The organism is Lachnoanaerobaculum sp. (assembly GCF_057250505.1).
Map to the genome: position 1 here is coordinate 33,585 of NZ_DBHIEQ010000001.1, position 21,319 is coordinate 54,903.

The 21,319-nt window shown below is 39.8% G+C and carries 31 protein-coding genes and 1 tRNA gene; all 32 read right to left on the reverse strand.

The annotated features are described in order from the left end of the window. Positions 1-63: 63 nt before the first annotated feature. Positions 64-1,380, reverse strand: coding sequence for a preprotein translocase subunit SecY (gene secY / locus ACO6FI_RS00195; RefSeq protein ID WP_485455587.1), 1,317 nt, complete (start codon positions 1,378-1,380; stop codon positions 64-66). After that, positions 1,380-1,820 carry a 50S ribosomal protein L15 gene (rplO, locus tag ACO6FI_RS00200; RefSeq protein WP_485455588.1) on the reverse strand — a complete coding sequence of 147 codons (441 nt, stop codon included), beginning with the start codon at positions 1,818-1,820 and terminating at the stop codon, positions 1,380-1,382. The genes secY and rplO overlap by 1 nt, the downstream gene beginning before the upstream one ends. A gap of 16 nt (positions 1,821-1,836) precedes the next feature. Further along, positions 1,837-2,016, reverse strand: a complete 180-nt coding sequence (gene rpmD, locus ACO6FI_RS00205; protein WP_007593325.1) for a 50S ribosomal protein L30 — start codon at positions 2,014-2,016, stop codon at positions 1,837-1,839. A 12-nt stretch (positions 2,017-2,028) separates the two neighbouring features. Continuing rightward, on the reverse strand, positions 2,029-2,538 hold the full coding sequence (gene rpsE / locus ACO6FI_RS00210; protein ID WP_485455589.1) for a 30S ribosomal protein S5: 510 nt from the start codon (positions 2,536-2,538) through the stop codon (positions 2,029-2,031). A 17-nt stretch (positions 2,539-2,555) separates the two neighbouring features. Beyond that, complete coding sequence (rplR, locus tag ACO6FI_RS00215) at positions 2,556-2,924, reverse strand: 50S ribosomal protein L18 (protein ID WP_009445666.1); 369 nt, start codon at positions 2,922-2,924, stop codon at positions 2,556-2,558. Between the two features lie 15 nt (positions 2,925-2,939). Next, positions 2,940-3,482 (reverse strand): 50S ribosomal protein L6, encoded by a 543-nt coding sequence (gene rplF / locus ACO6FI_RS00220; RefSeq protein WP_040457989.1) that lies wholly within the window; start codon positions 3,480-3,482, stop codon positions 2,940-2,942. A gap of 387 nt (positions 3,483-3,869) precedes the next feature. Next, positions 3,870-4,286: a 30S ribosomal protein S8 gene (gene rpsH, locus ACO6FI_RS00225; protein WP_485455590.1), complete on the reverse strand. Its 417-nt coding sequence runs from the start codon at positions 4,284-4,286 to the stop codon at positions 3,870-3,872. Between the two features lie 172 nt (positions 4,287-4,458). Next, positions 4,459-4,644: a type Z 30S ribosomal protein S14 gene (locus tag ACO6FI_RS00230; RefSeq protein ID WP_008752089.1), complete on the reverse strand. Its 186-nt coding sequence runs from the start codon at positions 4,642-4,644 to the stop codon at positions 4,459-4,461. Positions 4,645-4,661: 17 nt separating this feature from the next. Beyond that, on the reverse strand, positions 4,662-5,201 hold the full coding sequence (gene rplE, locus ACO6FI_RS00235; protein WP_060930098.1) for a 50S ribosomal protein L5: 540 nt from the start codon (positions 5,199-5,201) through the stop codon (positions 4,662-4,664). Positions 5,202-5,218: 17 nt separating this feature from the next. Next, the gene (gene rplX, locus ACO6FI_RS00240) at positions 5,219-5,524 is read right to left on the reverse strand and encodes a 50S ribosomal protein L24 (protein ID WP_060930099.1); all 306 of its coding nucleotides are present in this window, start codon (positions 5,522-5,524) and stop codon (positions 5,219-5,221) included. Positions 5,525-5,535: 11 nt separating this feature from the next. Next, positions 5,536-5,904: a 50S ribosomal protein L14 gene (gene rplN / locus ACO6FI_RS00245; RefSeq protein ID WP_008752092.1), complete on the reverse strand. Its 369-nt coding sequence runs from the start codon at positions 5,902-5,904 to the stop codon at positions 5,536-5,538. A 23-nt stretch (positions 5,905-5,927) separates the two neighbouring features. Further along, on the reverse strand, positions 5,928-6,182 hold the full coding sequence (rpsQ, locus tag ACO6FI_RS00250; protein ID WP_007593341.1) for a 30S ribosomal protein S17: 255 nt from the start codon (positions 6,180-6,182) through the stop codon (positions 5,928-5,930). 18 nt (positions 6,183-6,200) lie between these two features. Continuing rightward, entirely contained in the window at positions 6,201-6,407 is a 207-nt protein-coding gene (gene rpmC, locus ACO6FI_RS00255; protein ID WP_008753880.1) for a 50S ribosomal protein L29, read from the reverse strand. Beyond that, positions 6,397-6,834, reverse strand: a complete 438-nt coding sequence (gene rplP / locus ACO6FI_RS00260) for a 50S ribosomal protein L16 (protein WP_009445660.1) — start codon at positions 6,832-6,834, stop codon at positions 6,397-6,399. Before rplP ends, rpmC begins: the two co-directional genes overlap by 11 nt. A 1-nt stretch (position 6,835) precedes the next feature. Next, a complete protein-coding gene (gene rpsC / locus ACO6FI_RS00265; RefSeq protein ID WP_485455591.1) occupies positions 6,836-7,492 on the reverse strand; it encodes a 30S ribosomal protein S3 in 657 nt (218 codons plus the stop codon). Between the two features lie 14 nt (positions 7,493-7,506). Next, positions 7,507-7,893, reverse strand: coding sequence for a 50S ribosomal protein L22 (rplV, locus tag ACO6FI_RS00270; protein ID WP_485455592.1), 387 nt, complete (start codon positions 7,891-7,893; stop codon positions 7,507-7,509). A gap of 26 nt (positions 7,894-7,919) precedes the next feature. Next, positions 7,920-8,198 (reverse strand): 30S ribosomal protein S19, encoded by a 279-nt coding sequence (rpsS, locus tag ACO6FI_RS00275; RefSeq protein WP_009445657.1) that lies wholly within the window; start codon positions 8,196-8,198, stop codon positions 7,920-7,922. 14 nt (positions 8,199-8,212) lie between these two features. Continuing rightward, a complete protein-coding gene (rplB, locus tag ACO6FI_RS00280) occupies positions 8,213-9,061 on the reverse strand; it encodes a 50S ribosomal protein L2 (protein WP_040457988.1) in 849 nt (282 codons plus the stop codon). A 91-nt stretch (positions 9,062-9,152) separates the two neighbouring features. Then, positions 9,153-9,452 carry a 50S ribosomal protein L23 gene (gene rplW, locus ACO6FI_RS00285; RefSeq protein WP_060930101.1) on the reverse strand — a complete coding sequence of 100 codons (300 nt, stop codon included), beginning with the start codon at positions 9,450-9,452 and terminating at the stop codon, positions 9,153-9,155. Further along, positions 9,452-10,072 carry a 50S ribosomal protein L4 gene (gene rplD / locus ACO6FI_RS00290; protein ID WP_007593364.1) on the reverse strand — a complete coding sequence of 207 codons (621 nt, stop codon included), beginning with the start codon at positions 10,070-10,072 and terminating at the stop codon, positions 9,452-9,454. The genes rplW and rplD overlap by 1 nt, the downstream gene beginning before the upstream one ends. Before the next feature lie 22 nt (positions 10,073-10,094). Further along, the gene (gene rplC, locus ACO6FI_RS00295) at positions 10,095-10,772 is read right to left on the reverse strand and encodes a 50S ribosomal protein L3 (RefSeq protein WP_485455593.1); all 678 of its coding nucleotides are present in this window, start codon (positions 10,770-10,772) and stop codon (positions 10,095-10,097) included. Positions 10,773-10,847: 75 nt separating this feature from the next. Next, positions 10,848-11,165 (reverse strand): 30S ribosomal protein S10, encoded by a 318-nt coding sequence (rpsJ, locus tag ACO6FI_RS00300; protein WP_007593367.1) that lies wholly within the window; start codon positions 11,163-11,165, stop codon positions 10,848-10,850. A gap of 195 nt (positions 11,166-11,360) precedes the next feature. Further along, entirely contained in the window at positions 11,361-11,966 is a 606-nt protein-coding gene (locus tag ACO6FI_RS00305) for a folate family ECF transporter S component (protein ID WP_485455594.1), read from the reverse strand. Positions 11,967-11,968: 2 nt separating this feature from the next. Then, positions 11,969-13,144, reverse strand: a complete 1,176-nt coding sequence (locus tag ACO6FI_RS00310; RefSeq protein ID WP_485455595.1) for an NAD(P)-dependent malic enzyme — start codon at positions 13,142-13,144, stop codon at positions 11,969-11,971. A gap of 103 nt (positions 13,145-13,247) precedes the next feature. Continuing rightward, a tRNA-Leu gene (locus tag ACO6FI_RS00315) sits at positions 13,248-13,330 on the reverse strand. 113 nt (positions 13,331-13,443) lie between these two features. Then, positions 13,444-15,150, reverse strand: coding sequence for an ABC-ATPase domain-containing protein (locus ACO6FI_RS00320; protein ID WP_485455596.1), 1,707 nt, complete (start codon positions 15,148-15,150; stop codon positions 13,444-13,446). Positions 15,151-15,165: 15 nt separating this feature from the next. Then, positions 15,166-15,699, reverse strand: coding sequence for a PadR family transcriptional regulator (locus tag ACO6FI_RS00325; RefSeq protein ID WP_485455597.1), 534 nt, complete (start codon positions 15,697-15,699; stop codon positions 15,166-15,168). Between the two features lie 168 nt (positions 15,700-15,867). Next, entirely contained in the window at positions 15,868-16,920 is a 1,053-nt protein-coding gene (locus tag ACO6FI_RS00330; protein WP_485455598.1) for an electron transfer flavoprotein subunit alpha/FixB family protein, read from the reverse strand. A 13-nt stretch (positions 16,921-16,933) separates the two neighbouring features. Beyond that, a complete protein-coding gene (locus ACO6FI_RS00335; protein WP_485455599.1) occupies positions 16,934-17,716 on the reverse strand; it encodes an electron transfer flavoprotein subunit beta/FixA family protein in 783 nt (260 codons plus the stop codon). A 26-nt stretch (positions 17,717-17,742) separates the two neighbouring features. Then, positions 17,743-18,897 (reverse strand): acyl-CoA dehydrogenase, encoded by a 1,155-nt coding sequence (locus ACO6FI_RS00340; RefSeq protein WP_485455600.1) that lies wholly within the window; start codon positions 18,895-18,897, stop codon positions 17,743-17,745. Positions 18,898-19,041: 144 nt separating this feature from the next. Further along, on the reverse strand, positions 19,042-19,818 hold the full coding sequence (locus ACO6FI_RS00345; protein WP_485455601.1) for an enoyl-CoA hydratase-related protein: 777 nt from the start codon (positions 19,816-19,818) through the stop codon (positions 19,042-19,044). A 93-nt stretch (positions 19,819-19,911) separates the two neighbouring features. Further along, entirely contained in the window at positions 19,912-21,312 is a 1,401-nt protein-coding gene (locus ACO6FI_RS00350; protein ID WP_485455602.1) for a GntP family permease, read from the reverse strand. Positions 21,313-21,319: the final 7 nt, after the last annotated feature.

The window sequence follows — 21,319 nt, forward strand, 5'->3', positions numbered from 1 at the left end:
ATTTTGTTAGTAACCACGAAAAACCCCTGAAGAATATACCTCCAGTGGTTTTTCGTAAGATGATTAGTCTAATAAGAATCCTCTGTAATTTCTTACAAGCATTAATGATTCAATTGCTTTTAATGTCTCAAGGACTACACCGACAATAATTATCAGAGATGTTCCGGTAAACGAAAGTCTACTGATATTGAACAATCCTGAAATTATTATAGGGATGACACATACTATTATAAGTCCTGCAGCACCTATAATGATTATATAACTTAATATCTTTGAGAAATAGTCGCTGGTAGGCTTACCCGGTCTGATTCCCGGTATAAAACCGCCCGACTTCTTCATATTATTAGCAACCTCAAGCGGGTTAAAAGTAATTGATGTATAAAAATAAGCAAATAAGATAATCAAAATGATATAAACTATAAGTCCGATTGAATACTTCGGAGCTTCAGGCTTAAACCACATTGATGAATTCATATATGTTAATATCTCACCTATTATTGAACCGTTATTAACTTGCAAGAATTGGCCAATAACTATAGGTGTAGAGAATATTGAAGAAGCGAAAATCACAGGAATAACACCTGCAGTATTTACTTTAAGCGGAATATTTGATGATGTTCCGCCTACACTTCTTCTACCCTGCGTTTTGGATGAATACTGTACAGGAATTCTTCTTTCAGCATCCTGCAATACAATGGTAAATACAACCATCGCTACTATAAAGGCTATTATAATAGCTGCGGCAACCACCATCTTAGCTACTGTCTGTCCCTTTAAAAATCTCACATAAAGATTGTTAAAGTCAGATGGTAATGAAGCAAGAATATTCAGAAGAAGTACTATTGAAATACCGTTTCCTACTCCGTTCTCTGTAATTCTTTCTCCAATCCACATCAAAAATGCACTACCTGCCGTCATTGTAACTATAGCTACAACTACACTCTTTATTCCAAAATGTATTAAAAGTCCTTGTCTACCGAATCCGATCGCCATGGCTGAAGACTGTAATAGGGCTAGTGCGACAGTCAAATATCTTGTATATTCAACTATCTTTTTTCTTCCGTCTTCACCATCCTGTTGTAATTCCTCAAGTGCCGGAATTGCAATGGTCAAAAGCTGTATTATGATAGAACTAGTAATATAAGGAGTGATGCTAAGTGCCAGCACACTCAAACTTTCAAATGATCCACCGGTGATGGCGTTGAAAAATCCGAACGCATCTCCGGCTTGTTTTTCAAAGAAATCTTTGAAATAAGTTGTATTCACACCCGGTATAGGTAAATTACTGCCGAAGCGAATAATTACCAGCATTATAAATGTGTACAGAAGCTTCTTTCGTACATCCTTTACTTTAAATGCATTTAGGAGTGTTGTGAGCATTAGATCACCTCACAAGTTCCGCCTGCAGCTTCAATCTTAGCTTTTGCACTTTCACTAACAGCAATGTACTTAACAGTAAATTTCTTTGTTACTGAACCGTTGCCTAAAAGCTTAACTCCGTCTCTTGTATGTCTTATAATTCCGACAGCCAATAATGTATCAGGAGTAACCTCAACGCCGTCCTCAAGACGATCAAGAACTGAAACGTTAACAGCTACGATATCCTTAGAGTTACGATTTGTAAATCCTCTCTTAGGGATACGTCTGTATAAAGGCATCTGACCGCCTTCAAATCCCGGTCTTGTAGGTCCTGAACGCGCTTTCTGACCCTTGTGACCCTTACCGGCAGTCTTACCGTTACCTGAACCGTGTCCACGGCCACGTCTGAAATTATCGCTGTGCTTTGAGCCTAATGAAGGCTGTAAATTAGATAAATCCATCACTACACCTCCTTCTTTAGACTTCTTCAACTTTTACAAGATGTCTTACATGCCAAATCATACCTCTTACAGCATCATTGTCAGGCATTTCAACTGTCTTGTTTAACTTTCTCAAACCAAGTGCTTCTACAGTTGCTCTCTGCTTTGGGATAGCACCGATAGGAGACTTAACCAATGTAATTTTTAACTTTGCCATATTTTCCTCCTATTATGCTAGTATTTCTTCAACTGACTTACCACGAAGCTTTGCAATCTCTTCAGGTGTCTTAAGTGCTGCCAAACCTGCAAGTGTAGCAAGACATACATTTGTCTTGTTATTTGAACCTAAAGACTTTGAACGGATATTCTTATATCCTGCAAGCTCCAATACCGCACGTGCAGGACCACCTGCGATAATACCTGTACCTTCAGGTGCTCTCTTCAAAAGTACGCTTGCACTTCCGAACTTTCCTGTGTAATCATGTGGAACACTTGAATTCTCATCTATTCTAACTTCAACTAATGCCTTAGTTGCAGCCTCTTTACCTTTACGGATAGCCTCAGGTACCTCTCCTGCCTTTCCAAGACCGATACCGACATGGCCATTACCGTCACCTACAACAACAAGAGCAGAAAACTTCATTGTACGTCCACCTTTTACGGTTTTGGATACACGCTTGATATTTACGACTCTGTCATTTAACTCCAATTTGCTTGGATCGATGATTTGTCTCTTCATGTATGTTTCTCCTCCTATTAGAATTGTAATCCTGCTTCACGTGCAGCTTCTGCAAGTGCGGCAATCTTACCCTGATAGATGAATCCTCCTCTATCAAACACAACTTTGTCTATACCCTTCTCAAGGGCTCTCTTTGCAACAAGAGTTCCGACATATGCTGCAGCGTCTACATCATTTGTCTTTGAAAGCTCTTCTCTTACACTCTTCTCAAGTGTTGATGCACTTACTACTGTATTTCCCACTGTGTCGTCAATAATCTGAGCGTACATATGGTTGTTGCTTCTAAATACAGCAAGACGTGGTCTCTCAGTAGTTCCGCTGAGACGATTACGCAATCTGGAATGCTTTTTGATTCTAAGATCGCTCTTTGATTTTTTGCTAACCATTTAATTACCCTCCTATTATTTCTTACCGGTCTTACCGACTTTACGTCTGATAACTTCAGTAGAGTACTTAATACCTTTGCCCTTGTATGGCTCAGGCTTTCTTTTGCTTCTGATCTCTGCAGCGTACTGTCCGACTTTTTCCTTGTCGATACCCTGTACTTTGATGATGTTCTGTCCGTCAAGAACTGATGTGATACCCTCAGGATCCACCATCTCTACCGGATGTGAATATCCGAGTGAAAGCACAAGCTTATTTCCCTGCTTTGCCGCTCTGTAACCAACACCGTTTACCTCAAGCACCTTCTCATAGCCTTCGGTTACACCGACTACCATGTTATGTATAAGGGTTCTTGTAAGACCGTGTAATGACTTGTTTTTCTTTAAGTCGTTAGGTCTGCTTACTACGATATCATCACCTTCCTGCTTAATGGTCATCTCTAAAGGTAATGCTCTCTCAAGTGTACCCTTAGGACCTTTTACAGTCACATGATTATTTTCTGCAATTGTAACAGTTACTCCTGCCGGAATTGCGATAGGCATTCTTCCAATTCGTGACATGCCGTCTTCCTCCTTAAATTTGTCGTGAGCTTTTCGCTCAGGTTTTCAGGTTTATATCACCTAATAGCAGCCATTAAAGAAATATTTCTTTATGACTAATGCTATTAGAGTTGAAACTTAATTTATATTTGTTTTGTCCACTCGACATTTGCATACATATATGTGCCGGGCGGCGTCCACTCGACATCGGCAAACATATATCTGCCGGTGGGTTCGACTCCACTAGCGCTCAAACTTCGCTTTGCAGTGGAACACCATAATACTCGCTTTGCTCGTATTAGGTGTACTTTCAAACTAAGTTCGCATAGCAAGGCTATGCTCACTAAGGTTGAAATGCATCGGGACGGGCTTTCACACTAAACTCACGCTTCGCTTTGCTCACGTTCGTTAAGTGTTCAATGCCCAGCAAACGAAAGCTAATCCTTCTCCGCCTACATTAAGCTTTCTTGCTTCTTTGTCTGTGATAACGCCGTTATTTGTTGAAATAATAGCTGTTCCAAGACCGCCAAGAACTCTTGGAAGCTCTTCTCTGCTTGCGTATATACGTAAGCCCGGCTTTGAAATTCTCTTCAATCCACTTATTATTCTCTCGCTCTTGTTAGCTGTATACTTAAGGAATATTCTGATATCCTTGAAGTTACCATTGTCAACAAGTTCGTACTTCTCTACATAACCTTCTTCTACAAGTATGTTAGCTATTGCTATTTTCATCTTTGAGGAAGGAATATCAACTGAGTCATGTTTTGCAGTATTTGCATTTCTGATTCTGGTAAGCATATCTGCAATTGGATCGCTCATTGTCATGGAATTTTTTCCTCCTGTTTATTTTAAATGTATCTGATTACTACTTTTTTGCTTTGATTAAGCCTTTTGATAAATACGTCCACTCAACATCGGCAAACGCATATCTGCCGGGTGGCGTCCACTCGACTAAGCTCACACCTCGCTTCGCTTGCGTTCGCTAAGTGTGTGGTGCCTACCAGCTGGCTTTCTTAACTCCAGGAATTTGACCCTTATAAGCCAATTCACGGAAGCAAATTCTACAGATACCATACTTTTTAAGATAAGCATGTGGACGACCGCAGATTCTGCATCTGCTGTATTCTCTTGTAGAGAATTTTGCCGGTCTAGCCTGCTTGATCTTCATTGAAGTCTTTGCCATGAAATCTTCCTCCTAAATTATTTGAAAAATGGCATATTGAATAATGTCAAAAGTTCTCTAGCTTCTTCATCTGTGTTTGCAGTAGTAACGAAAATAACGTCCATACCGCGAACCTTGTCAATCTTATCATACTCTATCTCAGGGAAGATAAGCTGTTCCTTAACTCCAAGAGCATAATTTCCTCTACCGTCAAATGCATTAGGATTTACACCTCTAAAGTCACGCACTCTAGGAAGAGCAAGATTTATAAGTCTGTCAGCAAACTCATACATCTTTGAACCGCGAAGAGTTACCTTACAACCTATAGGCATACCCTCTCTAAGTTTAAAGTTAGCAACTGATTTCTTAGCCTTTGTAACTACCGCCTTCTGTCCGGAGATAATTTCAAGATCTCTAACTGCAGCATCTAACACTTTTGCATTGTCTTTTGCCTCACCGACAGCCATATTGATAACGATCTTATCAAGCTTCGGTACCTGCATAGGATTCTTATATCCAAACTTCTCAGTCATTTTCTTGACGATTTCGTTGTCATACATTTCCTTTAATCTTGCCATGTTTTCCTCCTTTCCAATTAGTCGATAGCCTTACCGGTCTTCTTAGCTACACGAACCTTCTTGCCGTCTTTTACTTCAAAACCGACTCTTGTAGCCTGACCGTCAACAACCAACATTACATTTGATATATCAATAGTTCCCTCTGTATTTACGATACCGCCGTTCTGGTTAGCCATACTTGGCTTTGTATGCTTTGTAATCATATTACAGCCTTCAACTATTACTCTGTTCTTCTTAGTATCAACCTTTAATACTTTACCTGTCTTGCCTTTATCTTTTCCAGATATGATTTTAACCATATCATCTCTTTTGATTTTATGCACGCTAGACCTCCTTATAATACTTCAGGTGCGAGAGATACAATCTTCATGAACTGCTTCTCACGAAGTTCTCTTGCAACCGGTCCAAAGATACGAGTACCTCTTGGAGTCTTGTCATCCTTGATTATAACTGCTGCGTTTTCATCGAATTTGATGTATGAACCGTCTTTACGGCGTGTGCTATTGACTGATCTTACTACAACAGCCTTAACAACATCACCTTTCTTAACAACACCGCCGGGTGTTGCATCTTTAACGGTAGCGACGATTATATCGCCGATATGAGCATATCTTCTAGTTGAACCACCCATAACACGAATTGTAAGCAATTCCTTTGCTCCGGTGTTATCGGCTACCTTCAATCTTGTTTCCTGCTGAATCATGCCGGATACTCCTTCCTACCTAATTATTTTGCCTTCTCAATTATCTGTACAAGTCTCCATCTCTTATCCTTTGAAAGAGGTCTTGTCTCCATAATCTTTACAGTATCGCCAATGTTACATTCATTCTTCTCATCATGTGCCTTGAACTTAACAGTCTTCTTTACAATCTTGCCATAAAGTGGATGCTTTACATGGTCTTCGATTGCAACAGTGATTGTCTTATCCATCTTATCGCTAACAACCTTGCCGATACGGGTTTTTCTAAGATTTCTCTCCACGGTTTATCTCCTTTATCTTTATGCCAATTTTGCATTCTCAGTGATAACTGTCTGAATTCTGGCAATGTTTCTACGAACTTCCTTAATTCTTGAAGTGTTATCCAACTGGCTGGTTGCATTTTGGAATCTAAGGTTGAAAAGTTCCTTCTTTGCCAAAACCAATTCCTCATTTAACTGTTCTAAGCTTTTTGACTTTAATTCGTTTACATAATTCTTAGTTTTCACTTGCTTCACCGCCTTCCAAATCAGCCTTTGAAACTATCTTACATCTGCAAGGAAGCTTATGCATTGCAAGACGAAGTGCCTCTCTGGCAATCTCTTCAGGTACGCCTGCGATCTCGAATAATACACGACCCGGCTTTACAACAGCTACCCAATACTCTGTAGCACCCTTACCTGAACCCATTCGAGTCTCAGCAGGTTTTGCTGTAACAGGCTTATCAGGGAAAATCTTTATCCAAACTTTACCGCCACGCTTGATATAACGAGTCATAGCAACTCTGGCAGCCTCTATCTGGTTTGACTTTATCCAACAAGGATCAAGGGATACTAAACCATACTCACCGTAAGTGATCTTATTGCCTCTTAGGGCCTTACCTGCCATAGAACCTCTGAACTGTTTTCTACGCTTTACTCTCTTAGGCATTAACATATTATTTTACGCTCCCTTCCTGTGTTTTCTTTTGAGGAAGCACCTCACCTGTATAAATCCAAACCTTAACACCGACTTTACCGTATGTTGTGTTTGCCTCTGCAAAACCGTACTGGATGTCGGCTCTCAATGTCTGAAGCGGGATAGTACCCTCTGAATAGAACTCTGTACGAGCCATATCCGCACCGCCAAGACGTCCTGAGCAGCTTGCCTTAATACCAAGAACTCCTGCCTTCATACTTCTTGACATTGTTGACTTCATTGCTCTACGGAATGAAATACGGTTCTCAAGCTGTGCAGCGATATTCTCAGCTACAAGCTGTGCATCTCTGTCAGGTCTCTTGATTTCTTTAATATCAATGAATACTTTCTTATCTGTAAACTTTGATACTTCCTTCTTTAATTTCTCAACTTCAGCACCCTGCTTACCGATAACAACACCCGGTCTTGCAGTATGAAGTATTATTCTAACTCTGTCTGAAGCACGCTCTATTTCAATATCAGATACGCTTGCTGAATAAAGTTTCTTCTTTAAGAACTTTCTGATATTGTAGTCTTCCACTAAACAATCAGCGAAATCCTTATCAGCGTACCATCTGGAGCTCCAGTCTTTTATAACACCGACTCTAAGTCCATGTGGATTAACTTTCTGTCCCATTTTCGCGTCTCCTCCTATCTTTCATCTAAGACCACTGTGATATGGCTCATTCTCTTTTCAATACGATAAGCTCTACCCTGTGCTCTAGGCTTAACTCTCTTCATTATAGGGCCGTCACTTGCGTAACACTCTGCAATATATAACTTAGACGGATCTAAATTGTTGTTGTTCTCGGCATTAGCAACTGCCGACTCTACCAATTTCTTGATAACACTTGACGCATATCTTGGGCTATACATAAGAATACCCAAAGCCTCACCAACATTCTTACCTCTGATAGCATCCAGCACGAAACATGCCTTCTGAACAGGTACTCTGGCATACGAGAGCTTAGCTGATGGTCTGGTGTCCTTAACTGCATTTCTTTCTCTTTTAATCTGGGATCTATGTCCTTTTGCCATTTAAAAAACCTCCTTTCAACCCTCTCTTATCTTGAAGCTTTCTTATCGTCAGCTTTATGTCCTCTGTAAGTTCTTGTAGCAACGAACTCACCAAGCTTGTGTCCTACCATATCCTCGGTAACATATACCGGAACATGCTTTCTTCCATCGTGAACAGCAATAGTATGACCTACCATCTGTGGGAAGATTGTAGAACGGCGTGACCATGTCTTGATGACACTCTTGTCGCCGGCTTTGTTCATTGCGTCAACTTTCTTTAATAAACTTGCATCTGCAAATGGTCCTTTTTTAAGTGAACGTGACATTTATCTTTCCTCCTTTATTTAGTAGCGGCCTTACCATCTCTTCTTCTGATGATTAGCTTATTAGACTGTTTCTTCTTGTTTCTAGTCTTAAGACCAAGAGCCGGTTTACCCCAAGGAGTAGATGGACCCGGACGACCGATTCCGGTTTTACCTTCACCACCACCGTGTGGATGGTCATTAGGGTTCATGACAGAACCACGAACTGTAGGTCTGATACCCATGTGACGCTTTCTTCCTGCCTTACCAAGCTTAACAAGTGAATGCTCACCGTTTCCTACTATACCGATAGTAGCTCTGCAAATGATTGGAACCATTCTCATCTCGCCTGAAGGAAGACGAAGAGTTGCATACTTTCCTTCCTTAGCCATAAGCTGTGCAACATTTCCTGCTGAACGAACAAGCTGTCCGCCCTTTCCGGGATAAAGCTCGATGTTGTGAATCTGTGCACCTACAGGAATCTCTGCAAGTGGTAAACAGTTTCCGATTCTTGCCTCAGCACCTGAACCGCTTACGATTGTAGCTCCAACCTGAAGTCCCTCAGGGGCAAGGATATAAGCCTTTGCGCCGTCTACATATGAGATAAGTGCAATATTTGCTGTTCTGTTAGGATCATACTCTATTGCAACAACCTTTGCAGGAACTCCGTCTTTTGAATTTCTCTTAAAGTCGATAATTCTGTATTTTCTCTTTGCACCGCCACCACGATGTCTTACTGTTATTTTACCTTGATTGTTTCTTCCTGAGTTCTTCTTAATAGGTGCCAACAATGACTTCTCAGGAGTGCTTTTTGTAATTACACTAAAGTCCAAACCTGTCATGTTTCTTCTTGACGGTGTATACGGACTATACTTCTTTATTCCCATTTTATCTCCTTCTTGTGCTATGCACTTTATCACGGCAGGATGCCGTATAATATTACTCAGATATTATCTGAGAAAAAGCAACATTTGTTGCTTATAATCCCTGGAATAACTCTATATCCTTACTGTCCTCTGTAAGCCATACAATAGCCTTTTTAACCTTTGCTGTCTTACCTGTTGTCATTCCTCTTCTCTTTGACTTTCCGTCCTGGTTCATAGTATTTACTCTTGAAACCTTAACGCCGTCAAACATCTTCTCAACAGCTTCTTTGATCATTGTCTTGTTTGACTCAGGATGTACAAGGAAAGTATACTTTTTATCAGTCATGCCGAGCATGCTCTTCTCTGTAATAACCGGCTTAAGTATTACATCATAGTATTGTATGTTTGCCATTACGCATATACCTCCTCTATAGTCTTAACAGCGTCCTTTGAAGCTACCACTGTATTGTACTTTAAGATATCATATACATTGATAGTCTTAGGTGAAGCAGCCTTAACACCATATATATTTCTAACAGAAAGTACAGTGTTCTTCTCATTCTCAGCACATACAACAAGCGCCTTCTTAACATTCAAGTTGTTCAAAGTCTGCTGCATCTTCTTTGTCTTAATCTCGCTCATTGCAAAGTCATCAACTACGATGAACTTGTTCTCAAGAACTCTGCTTGTAAGAGCACTCTTAAGAGCGATTCTTTTCTCTTTCTTATTGAGATTGATTGTATAATCTCTTGGAGTAGGTGCAAATACAACACCGCCGCCTTTCCACTGAGGTGATCTTGTTGAACCCTGACGTGCATGTCCTGTACCTTTTTGCTTCCAAGGCTTTCTACCGCCACCGCTAACTTCGGAACGGGTCTTTGCCTTTTGTGTTCCCTGACGCTTGTTTGCCAACTGTGCAACAACTGCCATATGAACTAAATGCTCGTTAACATTAACTCCGAACACAGCATCATTTAATTCTATACTACCTACTTCTTTTCCTTCAATATTAAATACTGATATATTAGCCATTTGTGTTCCTCCTTTCTGTTAGTTATTTCTTCTTAACAGTCTCTTTTAATGTTATTAGAGCCTTCTTTGAACCCGGCATTGAACCCTTTACAAGGATAAGATTCTTATCGGCGTCAACTCTTACTATTTCAAGATTCTGTGTTGTCACCTTCTTTGCACCCATATGTCCCGGCATTCCTTTGCCCTTGAATACATGGCTCGGATCTGAAGATGAACCGTTTGAACCCTGATGGCGGTGGAACTTTGAACCGTGACTCATAGGTCCTCTTGACTGTCCGTGACGCTTGATAGCACCCTGGAAGCCCTTACCCTTTGAGATAGCGCTTGCATCAACCTTATCTCCTGCAGTGAAGATATCTACTTTGATCTCAGCCTTTGGAGCATACTCGGATGCATTCTCGAACTTGAACTCTCTGATAAATCTTCCGGCAGCAAAAACCTCTCTCTTCTTATCACCGTTCTCAACTACAGTCTTCTCAATTCCTGCCTTAACAAGATGACCTGCCTTAGCCTTATTAACCAACTTTGTACGGATCTGTCCATATGCAACCTGAACTGAATTGTATCCGTCATTCTCCTCTGTCTTAACCTGTGTAACTACACATGGTCCTGCAAGAAGAACTGTTACAGGTATCAACACGCCGTTCTCATCGAAAATCTGTGTCATACCTACTTTTCTAGCAAGTATTGCTTTCTTCATTATTATACCTCCTGGTTTATTCTACAGCGGAGCACTATGTGCTCATCCTAGAGCAGGATTAACGCTTATAGCGGATTATCTACTCTTCATTTTGATGTCAATATTCACACCTGCAGGCATTTCCAATCTGGAAAGTGCATCAACAGTCTTCTGTGATGGTGCAATGACATCAATCAGTCTCTTGTGAGTTCTCTGCTCGAACTGCTCACGAGAGTCTTTGTACTTATGTACAGCTCTAAGGATAGTTACCACTTCCTTCTTTGTTGGTAGTGGAACAGGTCCTGAAACAGCTGCTCCTGTCTTCTTTACAGTATCAACAATTCTTGCAGCACAGCTGTCAACCAATTGATGATCATAAGCTTTTAATGTGATTCTCATTACCTGATTTGCCATAAAAAAAGCCGCCTCCTTTTCAATCTTTATAAAAGAAATTGACAAGCGGTGACTGTACACTCTTCCGTGCGTGTCGTAAATCTTAACCACACGAAATACTCAATATGAGATGCTGTTTGTACAGTGACTTGTCGCCAGTTTTTGCAACATGACCTTCGCTCCACATAAAACCCGTTAAACGGCAACCTATGCTTCTTAGCTATCAATGTCACAGCTGTTCCAGGATATCACAGATGAAAAGTAAATGCAAGCACTTTTTTGTTTTATTATTTGTTTGTACTGCTCCAAAAACTTGAGTATAGCAAATGCCATAAAACTGTTTATAGGCAAAAGAATTATATTCTTCAACGCTCTCATAGGCAAAATAGCAAGAAAAGCCTTACCATATAGAACATTCAGCCAAAGTGTACCAAGTAAGATATTACAAAGCAGACTTACAAAAAACTCTGCAATAAAAATCCTCTTTATACTCACTTGCTTCTTATATAATACACTTCCGTAAATAAATCCGGCAATAATCGCATTTAAAGTAAATCCCGGAAAAAAAGGTCCTGTAGGCTTAATAGCATACTTTACAACATCTGTCACAGCTCCAAAAACCGAACCCACAATAGGTCCGAACAAGTATCCCACGCTTACAGTAATCAAAGATGAGAAACCGATCTTTAAAAAATTGCCGATAGGGACTGTAAAAGCCCCCAAAATAATCGACAACGCCACAAACATAGCTACTGTTGTAATAGTTCTAACCTTCTTAAGTTCCCTATATGAGAACAAAAATATATCTTTTATATCTGTCATAATCACTTCCTAACACATCCGCTCTCTTTAGCCGCCTTAGCTACAGCATCCGCTACAGATTTTGCCACATTCTTATCAAGTGCGGAAGGTATAATATTTTCCGCATTCAAATCTTCAGGCTTTATATACTCCGCGATAGCCTTGGCCGCAGCCTTTTTCATATCGTAATTTATATCTCTTGCACCTGCATCCAGAGCACCTCTGAATATTCCCGGGAAGGCAAGCACATTGTTGATTTGATTCGGTCTGTCACTTCTTCCCGTACCCATTACAGCCACACCGGCTTCCATAGCATCGTCATATGAGATCTCAGGATTCGGATTTGCCATAGCAAAGACTATAGGATCCTTTGCCATCGTCTTTATCATATCTTTTGTAAGGATATTTGCTACAGAAACTCCTATAAACACATCCGCACCTACAAGAGCATCTGATAAGTTTCCTCTCATATCGTTAAGGTTTGTAACCGTACACAGCCACTCCTTATGATCTTTTATACCCTGCGGTCTGGTTTTATACAGTATACCGAACTCATCACAGGCCGTTATATCCTTGACACCAGACTCCAAAAGCATCTTAATAATAGCCGTACCTGCACTTCCCGGTCCGTTAAGTACCACCTTTATATCATCCATCTTCTTATTTACAAGCTTAAGTGCATTGATAAGTGCCGCTGTAACCACTATTGCAGTACCATGTTGATCGTCATGAAATACAGGTATCTCAAGTTCTTTTTCAAGTCTCTCTTCTATTTCAAAGCATTTCGGTGAGGCTATATCTTCCAAATTGATACCTCCAAAGCATGGTGCGATATTCCTTACAGTCTTTATAATCTCCTCAGTATCCTTAGTATCAAGGCATATAGGAAAGGCGTCCACATCTCCGAACTCTTTAAAAAGTATTGCCTTACCCTCCATTACAGGCATTGCAGCCTTCGGTCCGATATCTCCAAGCCCCAGCACCGCCGTACCGTCCGATACCACCGCTACCAGATTTTTCTTTGCCGTATACTTCCACACATTTTCAGGATTACTTGCTATCTCTTTACAAGGCGCTGCAACTCCCGGAGTATATGCAGTACTCAAATCATCTCTGTTATTTATCTTTATCTTACTTGCAACAGCGATTTTACCGCCGTTTTTTTCATGCAATTTTAATGCTTCTTTACTATAGTCCATATTACCACCTTTATAAAAAATTACAAAAATTCTTTGATGTATTCTAGCATAAAAGAAAATACTTTTCCACATAAAAAAGCTGTATGAAAATCATACAGCTAAATGCCGGTGGCGAGACTCGAACTCGCACACCCTTTCGAATAACAGATTTTGAGTCTGTCGCGTCTGCCATTCCGCCACACCGGCTTACTACCTGACAATATTAGCATAACGGCAGGATATTTGCAAGCGGTTTTTGTACCGGTTTGACGGTGAGTTTTTTACCGGTCAGATAATTAAGAATAAATATAAGTTGGTGTTTATCCTTTTACAACCAACCCTCTATATCTGCTGATAGCCGCAAAAACTTCCTGTTTTCTTGGCATTGCAAGATTACCGGGATGACCTGTATATGGTGATATACAATCCAATCCGGACTTTTCAATATGTCTGTACATCTGATCCAGTGACTGTTCAATTGTCTTCTTTTCATCAATCACTTTATTCTTTAAAAACCCGATCATAACGGCGATACAATTTGTCTGACTTTCATCAACAAGCTGCTCCAGCCCTGAAATATCTATATTGTTCCATCCATACAAAATAGTATATTTTCCTTTGGCTTTCAGGCGATCTTCTTTACCTGACAGAGAGAATCCTGTTTTTAAAGGAACACGATGTGTTACTTTACCAAAAACATTATCTGATAAAAATTCTCTTTTATATCCGTCGGTAGACGCTATCTCCTTTGCTCTGTCGGTGACATCCTTTGGAATATACTCATCCATCATTATAACTCTGTCGGCAACATCAAAGTAATCTCCGCAACCTCCCACTATGAGTATGGTGGAAACTCCCAAATCTTTATATAAAGGTTTTACTTTATCAATAAAAGGTGTTATAGGCTCTTTTTCTCTTGCAATCAGCTTTTGCATACGACCGTCACATATCATAAAATTGGTGGCGGAAGTATCTTCGTCAATCAAGATAAGTGAAGTTCCGGATTCTAAAGCTTCCATTACATTTGCCGCCTGTGATGTGCTTCCGCTGGCATTTTCCGTAGAAAATAAATGTGTATCCTTATTTCCCGGCAGATTATTTATAAAAGCACTTATATTTACTTTTTCAACATTTCTTCCATCCTCTGCACGAATCTTGACCGCATCAAAACATGTAATCACCATTTCACGCCCGTCACCTGAAATATGATTATATACTCCACGTTCAAGTGCTTTCAGCAGTGTTGACTTACCATGGTAGCCTCCACCTACAATCAATGTAATGCCCTTTTCAATTCCCATCCCGGATATATGCTTTCCGCTTGGAAGATCTATATCCGTTTCAAAACTTTTTGGACTCTTAAAAGGAATACCGTCACGCAAAGGCTTATCTGAAACACCGCTCTCACGTGGCAAAACAGATCCGTTGGCAACAAATGCAACCAAATTCCTTCGCTTTAATTCTTCCCTTATATACTCTTGGTCGATCATTAAAGAAATCTGATTTTTCAATTCATTATGATCAATATTTTCATACAATAATGCCGCATCCACAATTTTTACAAGAGTTTGTGAAAAAATCCGATTGGCTTCTTTTCCTAAAACGCGTCTGCCGGCTGCCGGAAGCCCTATCTCAAATCTTACCTCAACTCTGTTATCCTTAATCAAAACGGAGGTTCTCTCCAGCATCTCCTGTCCGCATCTGTCAATTACAATCATACCGCTACCACCTGTAGCATTTATTTTCTTACTGTAAATTTCAGCTTTTTTATAAAACTCCCTTGTTAAAAAATCCGAAACGGCAATAATTTTACTTTTTGAATCAAGTAATTCATCAGGAATACCTGTTACTTTCCTGTTCATAATAATCCGCACTTTTGACGGCGGTGCATACGGGTCAACTTGTACATGGTCAATGGAAAGAATATATTTCCCGAAGTTGTACTCTCCCTTTATAGATTTATATGCACCATATCCCTGACCGTTTATTGAAAATAATAATTGCTCCAGTTCCTGTCTACTTTTCAAATGTATACCTCCATATCATGTTTCCAAACATTCTAATACTTTTTTTATAAAATCCTGCTGTTGCCTAATCATTGCAAACATATTATCAAAAACCAACTTTACCATAGGCGCAACATCATTATTCATTGCTTCACACTTTTCTTTCCAGCCTTTCATAACAGATTCATATTCAATATCAAGCCTTTTAAGTTGACTTTCCAAGGCGGTATAAACCTCACCGGATGTCAGCTTATCACATAATGATATTCCGGCATATAAAGATGACGGATAGGAAAGAGAAAACTCCGTCAACGAATCATAAATTAATGTTCTCAAATATTTTTTCCCTTTTTGAGTAATACTATAAGTTACTCTTGGTCTGTATTGTGCCTGTTCCCTGTCCGTTACACAGATATATTCGTTCTTTTCAAGCTTTTTTAAAGCATAATAAATAGAGCCTATAAGCACTCCTCCCCATCTTTTTGCATCCATTGTTTGTAACATCTGCTTTATATCATAACCTGACATAGGTTCGTTATCCAGCAGACAAAGCACCAATAAACGTATCACAAATCCACCTCCATATTCAACATTGAATATAATACAACGAATATTTTTATATGTCAATATATAACACTTCCACCTATTAAAAAAGCTATTATGAATTTTTCACTAACCCAAATCCATAATAGCTCTAATATTTTATTTATATAAGAAAGTTACAGTTCTTTAAAAGTTTCAGTTTTCCCTAGCAAGTTCAGCCTTAATCTTCTCTGTAAGTGCAGGAACTATCTTATTTAAATCTCCTACGATACCATAATCTGCAACAGTAAAGATAGGTGCATTCTCATCCTTATTAATAGCAATGATGATATCACTCTCTTCCATACCTGCAAGATGCTGTATTGCACCTGAAATACCTATTGCAAAGTATAGATGCGGACGAACCGTCTTGCCTGTCTGTCCTACCTGAATATCCTTAGGCATCCAACCGGCATCCACTACAGCTCTTGAACAGCTTACAGTTCCGCAAAGTGCATCTGCAAGTTCCTTAAGTATCTTAAAGTTCTCGGCGCTTCCTACACCTCTACCGCCCGATACCAAAATCTTTGCGGCCATTATATCTTCTGTAGTCTTAGTGTTCTTTACGATTTTAAGGATCTCAACATACTTGTCATTCTCTTCAAGCTTGGCATCAAAGTCAATAACCTCGGCCTTTGCTCCTGCAACTCTTTCCTTCTTTTGCATAACACCCGGACGGACTGTAGCCATCTGCGGCCTGTTCTCAGGACAGGCAATAGTTGCTATAGTATTTCCGCCAAATGCAGGTCTTGTCATAAGAAGCTGATTATGCTTTTGCTCTCTGCCTGCAATCGCCACAAGCGGATAGTCACCTATATCAAGCTGTGTACAGTCTGCTGTAAGTCCTGTTCCTACTCTTGCCGATACTCTCGGACCCAAATCTCTGCCTATAGCTGTAGCACCGATAATAAATACCTCAGGTTTATACTCATTTATAACCGCTGCAAGTGCCTGTGTATATGGCTCTGTACGATACTCCTTAAGTTTGGGATCATCAACTACAATTACTCTGTCTGCACCATACTCGGCAAGCTCATCTACCAATCCCTTTATATCGGATCCTAAAAGTACTGCTGTCACCTCCGTATTAAGGTCGGCAGCCAAATCCTTACCTTTTCCTATAAGTTCAAGGGAAATACCGCTTAATTTGCCGTCTACCTGCTGGGCAAATGTAAACACTCCCCTGTATTCTTCTGTATTTTGTCTCATAAACGACTCCTTTTTAGATGATATGTGTTTCTTTTAATTTGCCTAAAATGTAGTCAACAGACTCTGATGCACTTAAGTTTACCTGCTCTCCGGCACCTTTTCTTACCTTATCGGATGCCTTTGCAATCTGTGTCGGTGAACCCTTAAGACCTATATTTGAGTCATCCACACCTACAAGATCGGCTCTTGAAAATACAGTCACTTCCTTGTCATAAGCATCAAAGATTCCACCCGGAGTCATATATCTCGGCTCATTTAACTCCGACAAAGCTGTAATAAGTACAGGCATCTTTGCCTTCAAAACATGATATCTGTCATCAAACTGACGCTCTACCACTACACTGTCGCCTTCAATTTCAATCTTTTGTGCATAACTTATAACCGGTATCCCAAGATGCTCGGAAATCTGCGGTCCTACCTGTGCGGTATCACCGTCAATAGCCTGACGACCTGTGATTATAAGATCATAATCAAGCTTTCTTAATGCTCCCGCTATAGTCTGTGATGTAGCCCATGTATCCGCACCGCCAAGCACTCTGTCAGTTATAAGAATTGCTTTGTCGGCTCCCATTGCAAGTGCCTCTCTAAGTACCTCATCCGCCTTTGGAAGTCCCATAGTAACTACAGTAACTTCCGCATTATATTTATCTTTTATTCTGAGAGCCGCCTCAAGACCCGCTTTATCATCAGGGTTCATAATTGTAAGCATAGCTCCTCTGTTAAGTGTGCCGTCAGGGTTGAAAACAACGCCACCCTTTGTATCCGGCACCTGTTTAATACAAACAACTATCTTCATGACATCCTCCATTCATAACAGCAACATTAATTAAGCAATGCACCGGCGATTACCATTCTCTGTACTTCACTTGTACCTTCATATACTTCTGTAATCTTGGCATCACGCATCATTCTTTCGATCTCGTATTCTCTTGTATAACCATATCCGCCATGCAGCTGAACCGCCTTGGTAGTTACTTCCATAGCCACCTCTGCTGCAAACAACTTAGCCATTGCCGCTTCCTCCGAATATGTCTTCTGTGTCGCCTTAGCCATTGCCGCTCTGTATACAAGCATCTGTGCCGCCTTTACTTTGGTTGCCATATTTGCCAGCTCAAACTGTGTATTTTGGAATGCACTGATAGTTCTTCCAAACTGCTTTCTCTCTTTTACATAGGCAATAGTTCTCTCAAGTGCACCCTCTGCAATACCAAGTGCCTGTGCGGCAATACCTATACGACCGCCGTCCAAAGTATGCATTGCAATACCGAATCCCTTGCCGGCAGGTCCGAGCATATTTTCCTTTGGAACTCTGCAATCATTAAAGATAAGCTCATATGTAGAAGAGCCTCTGATACCCATCTTCTTTTCCTTTGTTCCGAAATTAAATCCCGGTGTACCCTTTTCTACAAGGAATGCCGAGAAAATTTTCTTCTTTCTGCCCTTAGCATCCACTTTGACCTCTGTACATGCGATTACAACATAAATATCGGCTTCTTTACCGTTTGTAATGAAAATTTTTGAACCGTTAAGTACATACTCATCATTATCAAGCGTTGCCGTTGTAACCGCTCCCTGTGCATCTGTACCGGCATTAGGCTCTGTAAGTGCAAAAGCTCCGAGTTTCTCACCCTTTGCAAGCGGAATCAGATATTTCTCCTTTTGAGCCGGTGTACCGTACATAGCAATCGGGTCGGCACAAAGTGATGTATGTGCAGAAACAATAACAGCCGTTGTAGCACATACTTTTGCGATTTCCTCTACACACATAACATATGCCAGAGAATCGGCTCCCTGACCGCCAAACTCCTTTGCTACAGGAATTCCAAGAAAACCGTACTTTGCCATCTTATTTACGGTCTCTCTTGGGAATATTTCTGTTTCATCTACCTCTATTGCAAGAGGTTTTACTTCCTTTTCGGCAAACTCCCTAAAGAGGGTTCTTGCCATCTCATGTTTCTTGTCTAAAGTAAAATCCATGAATAATACCCTACTTGAATAAATCCAAGTGCAAACTTAAATAGTGAAAGTCTTTGTTTGCATTATCCTTTCTTAGTTTTCTTTCACCTTTATATATAAACAAATGTAAAATGATCTTTTACAACTATTATCACTCCTGAAACTCTATGAATTAATAAAGTTCTTTTCTTTTCTCTTCTCAAGGAAAGAACTCATACCTTCTATCTGATCATGTGTCTCAAAGCAACTTCCAAATAGTTTCTCTTCAATAACTATAGCATCATCCATTTTAACATCAAGTCCATCATTTATAGCTTTTTTACATGCCCTGACAGCTATAGGTGCATTTTTCGCAATACCCTTTGCCATCTTCTTTGCTGTTTCCAAAAGCTCTTCTTGTGTGTATATGGCATTTACAAGACCTATTCTTAATGCCTCATCCGCTTTTATATTCTTTGCTGTATAAATCAACTGCTTTGCCATTCCGGGTCCAACTAAACGAGCAAGTCTTTGAGTCCCCCCAAATCCCGGTGTAATGCCAAGTCCTGTTTCAGGTTGTCCAAATACTGCATTATCTGAACAGATTCTTATATCACAGCTCATTGCAAGTTCACATCCACCACCAAGTGCATATCCGTTTATAGCTGCAATAACAGGTATTGGGAATGTCTCAATTTTCCTAAATATATCATTTCCCTTTTTCCCAAAAGCTTCTCCTTCAGTTTTACTTAGCTTACTCATCTCTCCAATATCAGCACCCGCTACAAAAGACTTGATTCCTTCTCCTGTCAATACAACTGCCCTAATAGCATTTATGTCAATATTATCAAAACAATCACCTATTTCATCCAATACGGAAGAATTTAGAGCATTCAAAGCTTCCGACCTATTGATGGTAATGATACCTATCATTTCATCTTGCTCATACTTTACAAAATTCACAAACAATACCTCCTTTTAATAATATTTACAGTGTATTACGTATATGCACATCCTATATCACCTTATAACATAAATTAATAACTACAACATATACTAAACAATACCAAAACTGGCAAAAATTATTATTATTGTAACAGCTATCAGTGGAATTATTACTGTACACATTCCAATATCTGCATATGACTCTTTATGTGTCATTCCTGTAATTCCAAGTAATGTGATAACTGCACCATTGTGTGGCAATGTATCCATACCTCCACAGGCTATTGAAGCTACTCTATGAAGTACTTGAGGGTTAATCCCCATTGTCTGTGCTATCTCTAAAAACTGCTTTCCCATTGTCTCTAATGCAATTGATAGTCCACCTGATGCTGAACCTGTAACACCGGCTAAAACCGAACTTGATACAGCCGTACCAATCAATGGATTGGACGATATACTTACGATCCCGGCACTGATAATCGCAAATGCAGATAAACCTGCAATAACATTACCATACCCTGTTTCAGAAGCAGTATTAAATATTGCCAAGAAAGACCCGTTAGTTCCTGTAGTAATGGTCTTTACCACATTCTCAAATCTCTTAAAATTAAGTATAACAGTTATAATAATTCCAACAAATAAAGCAATAATCAAAGACCAGTTTCCGGTTACAGCTTTTAAATTTGTCTTATATGGCTCACCCTCCAAATAACCGCCATCAATATTTGGATAAATCACTCTGGATAAAACATAATTAATTACAAGTACCGCAATAATAGGTGCAAGTGCTACAGCAAATGAAGGTGAACTTTTTTTCTCATCATTTGTTTTAAAATGCTCATTGTGTTCTCCATATCCTTCGCCTTTTTGTTTAGCTGTTCTGGCACGGAATGACAGCCAAAACATACCAAGCCCAAACATCACGATTGTAGCAATAATTCCAAGTATCGGAGCTGCAAAAGCATCTGTTCCAAAATACTTCATCGGAATAGCGTTCTGAATTTGAGGTGACCCCGGAACTGCCGTCATTGTATATGTGAATGCTCCCAATGCTATTGCACCGGGCAAAATTCTCTTTGGAATATCAACCTCTTTAAAAAGCTTCGCTCCTATCGGATATATCGCAAAAGCAACAACAAATAACGAAACTCCACCATAAGTTAATAGCGAACAGGATAATACAACAGACAATATAGCCATATGGCTACCTAATTTTGCGGTTATAAAACCGGAAATGGAATCTGCTGAACCTGAATCCTCCAACATTTTTCCAAAAATTGCCCCCAGTAAAAAGATAGGAAAATAATTACGAACATATTTCCCAAGACTGGCCATAAATACTTCTGTATAATGAGCCATTAAATGTGGATCTTCTCCCATTGAAATAGTACCTATAACTACAGCAAGTAGTGCTAAAAGTGGTGCAACAGCAACAACTGAAAAGCCTCTAAATGCAAGGTACATAAGAAGACCAAGTGATAGAATAATTCCTAATATTCCAATAATTTGCATTTTTATT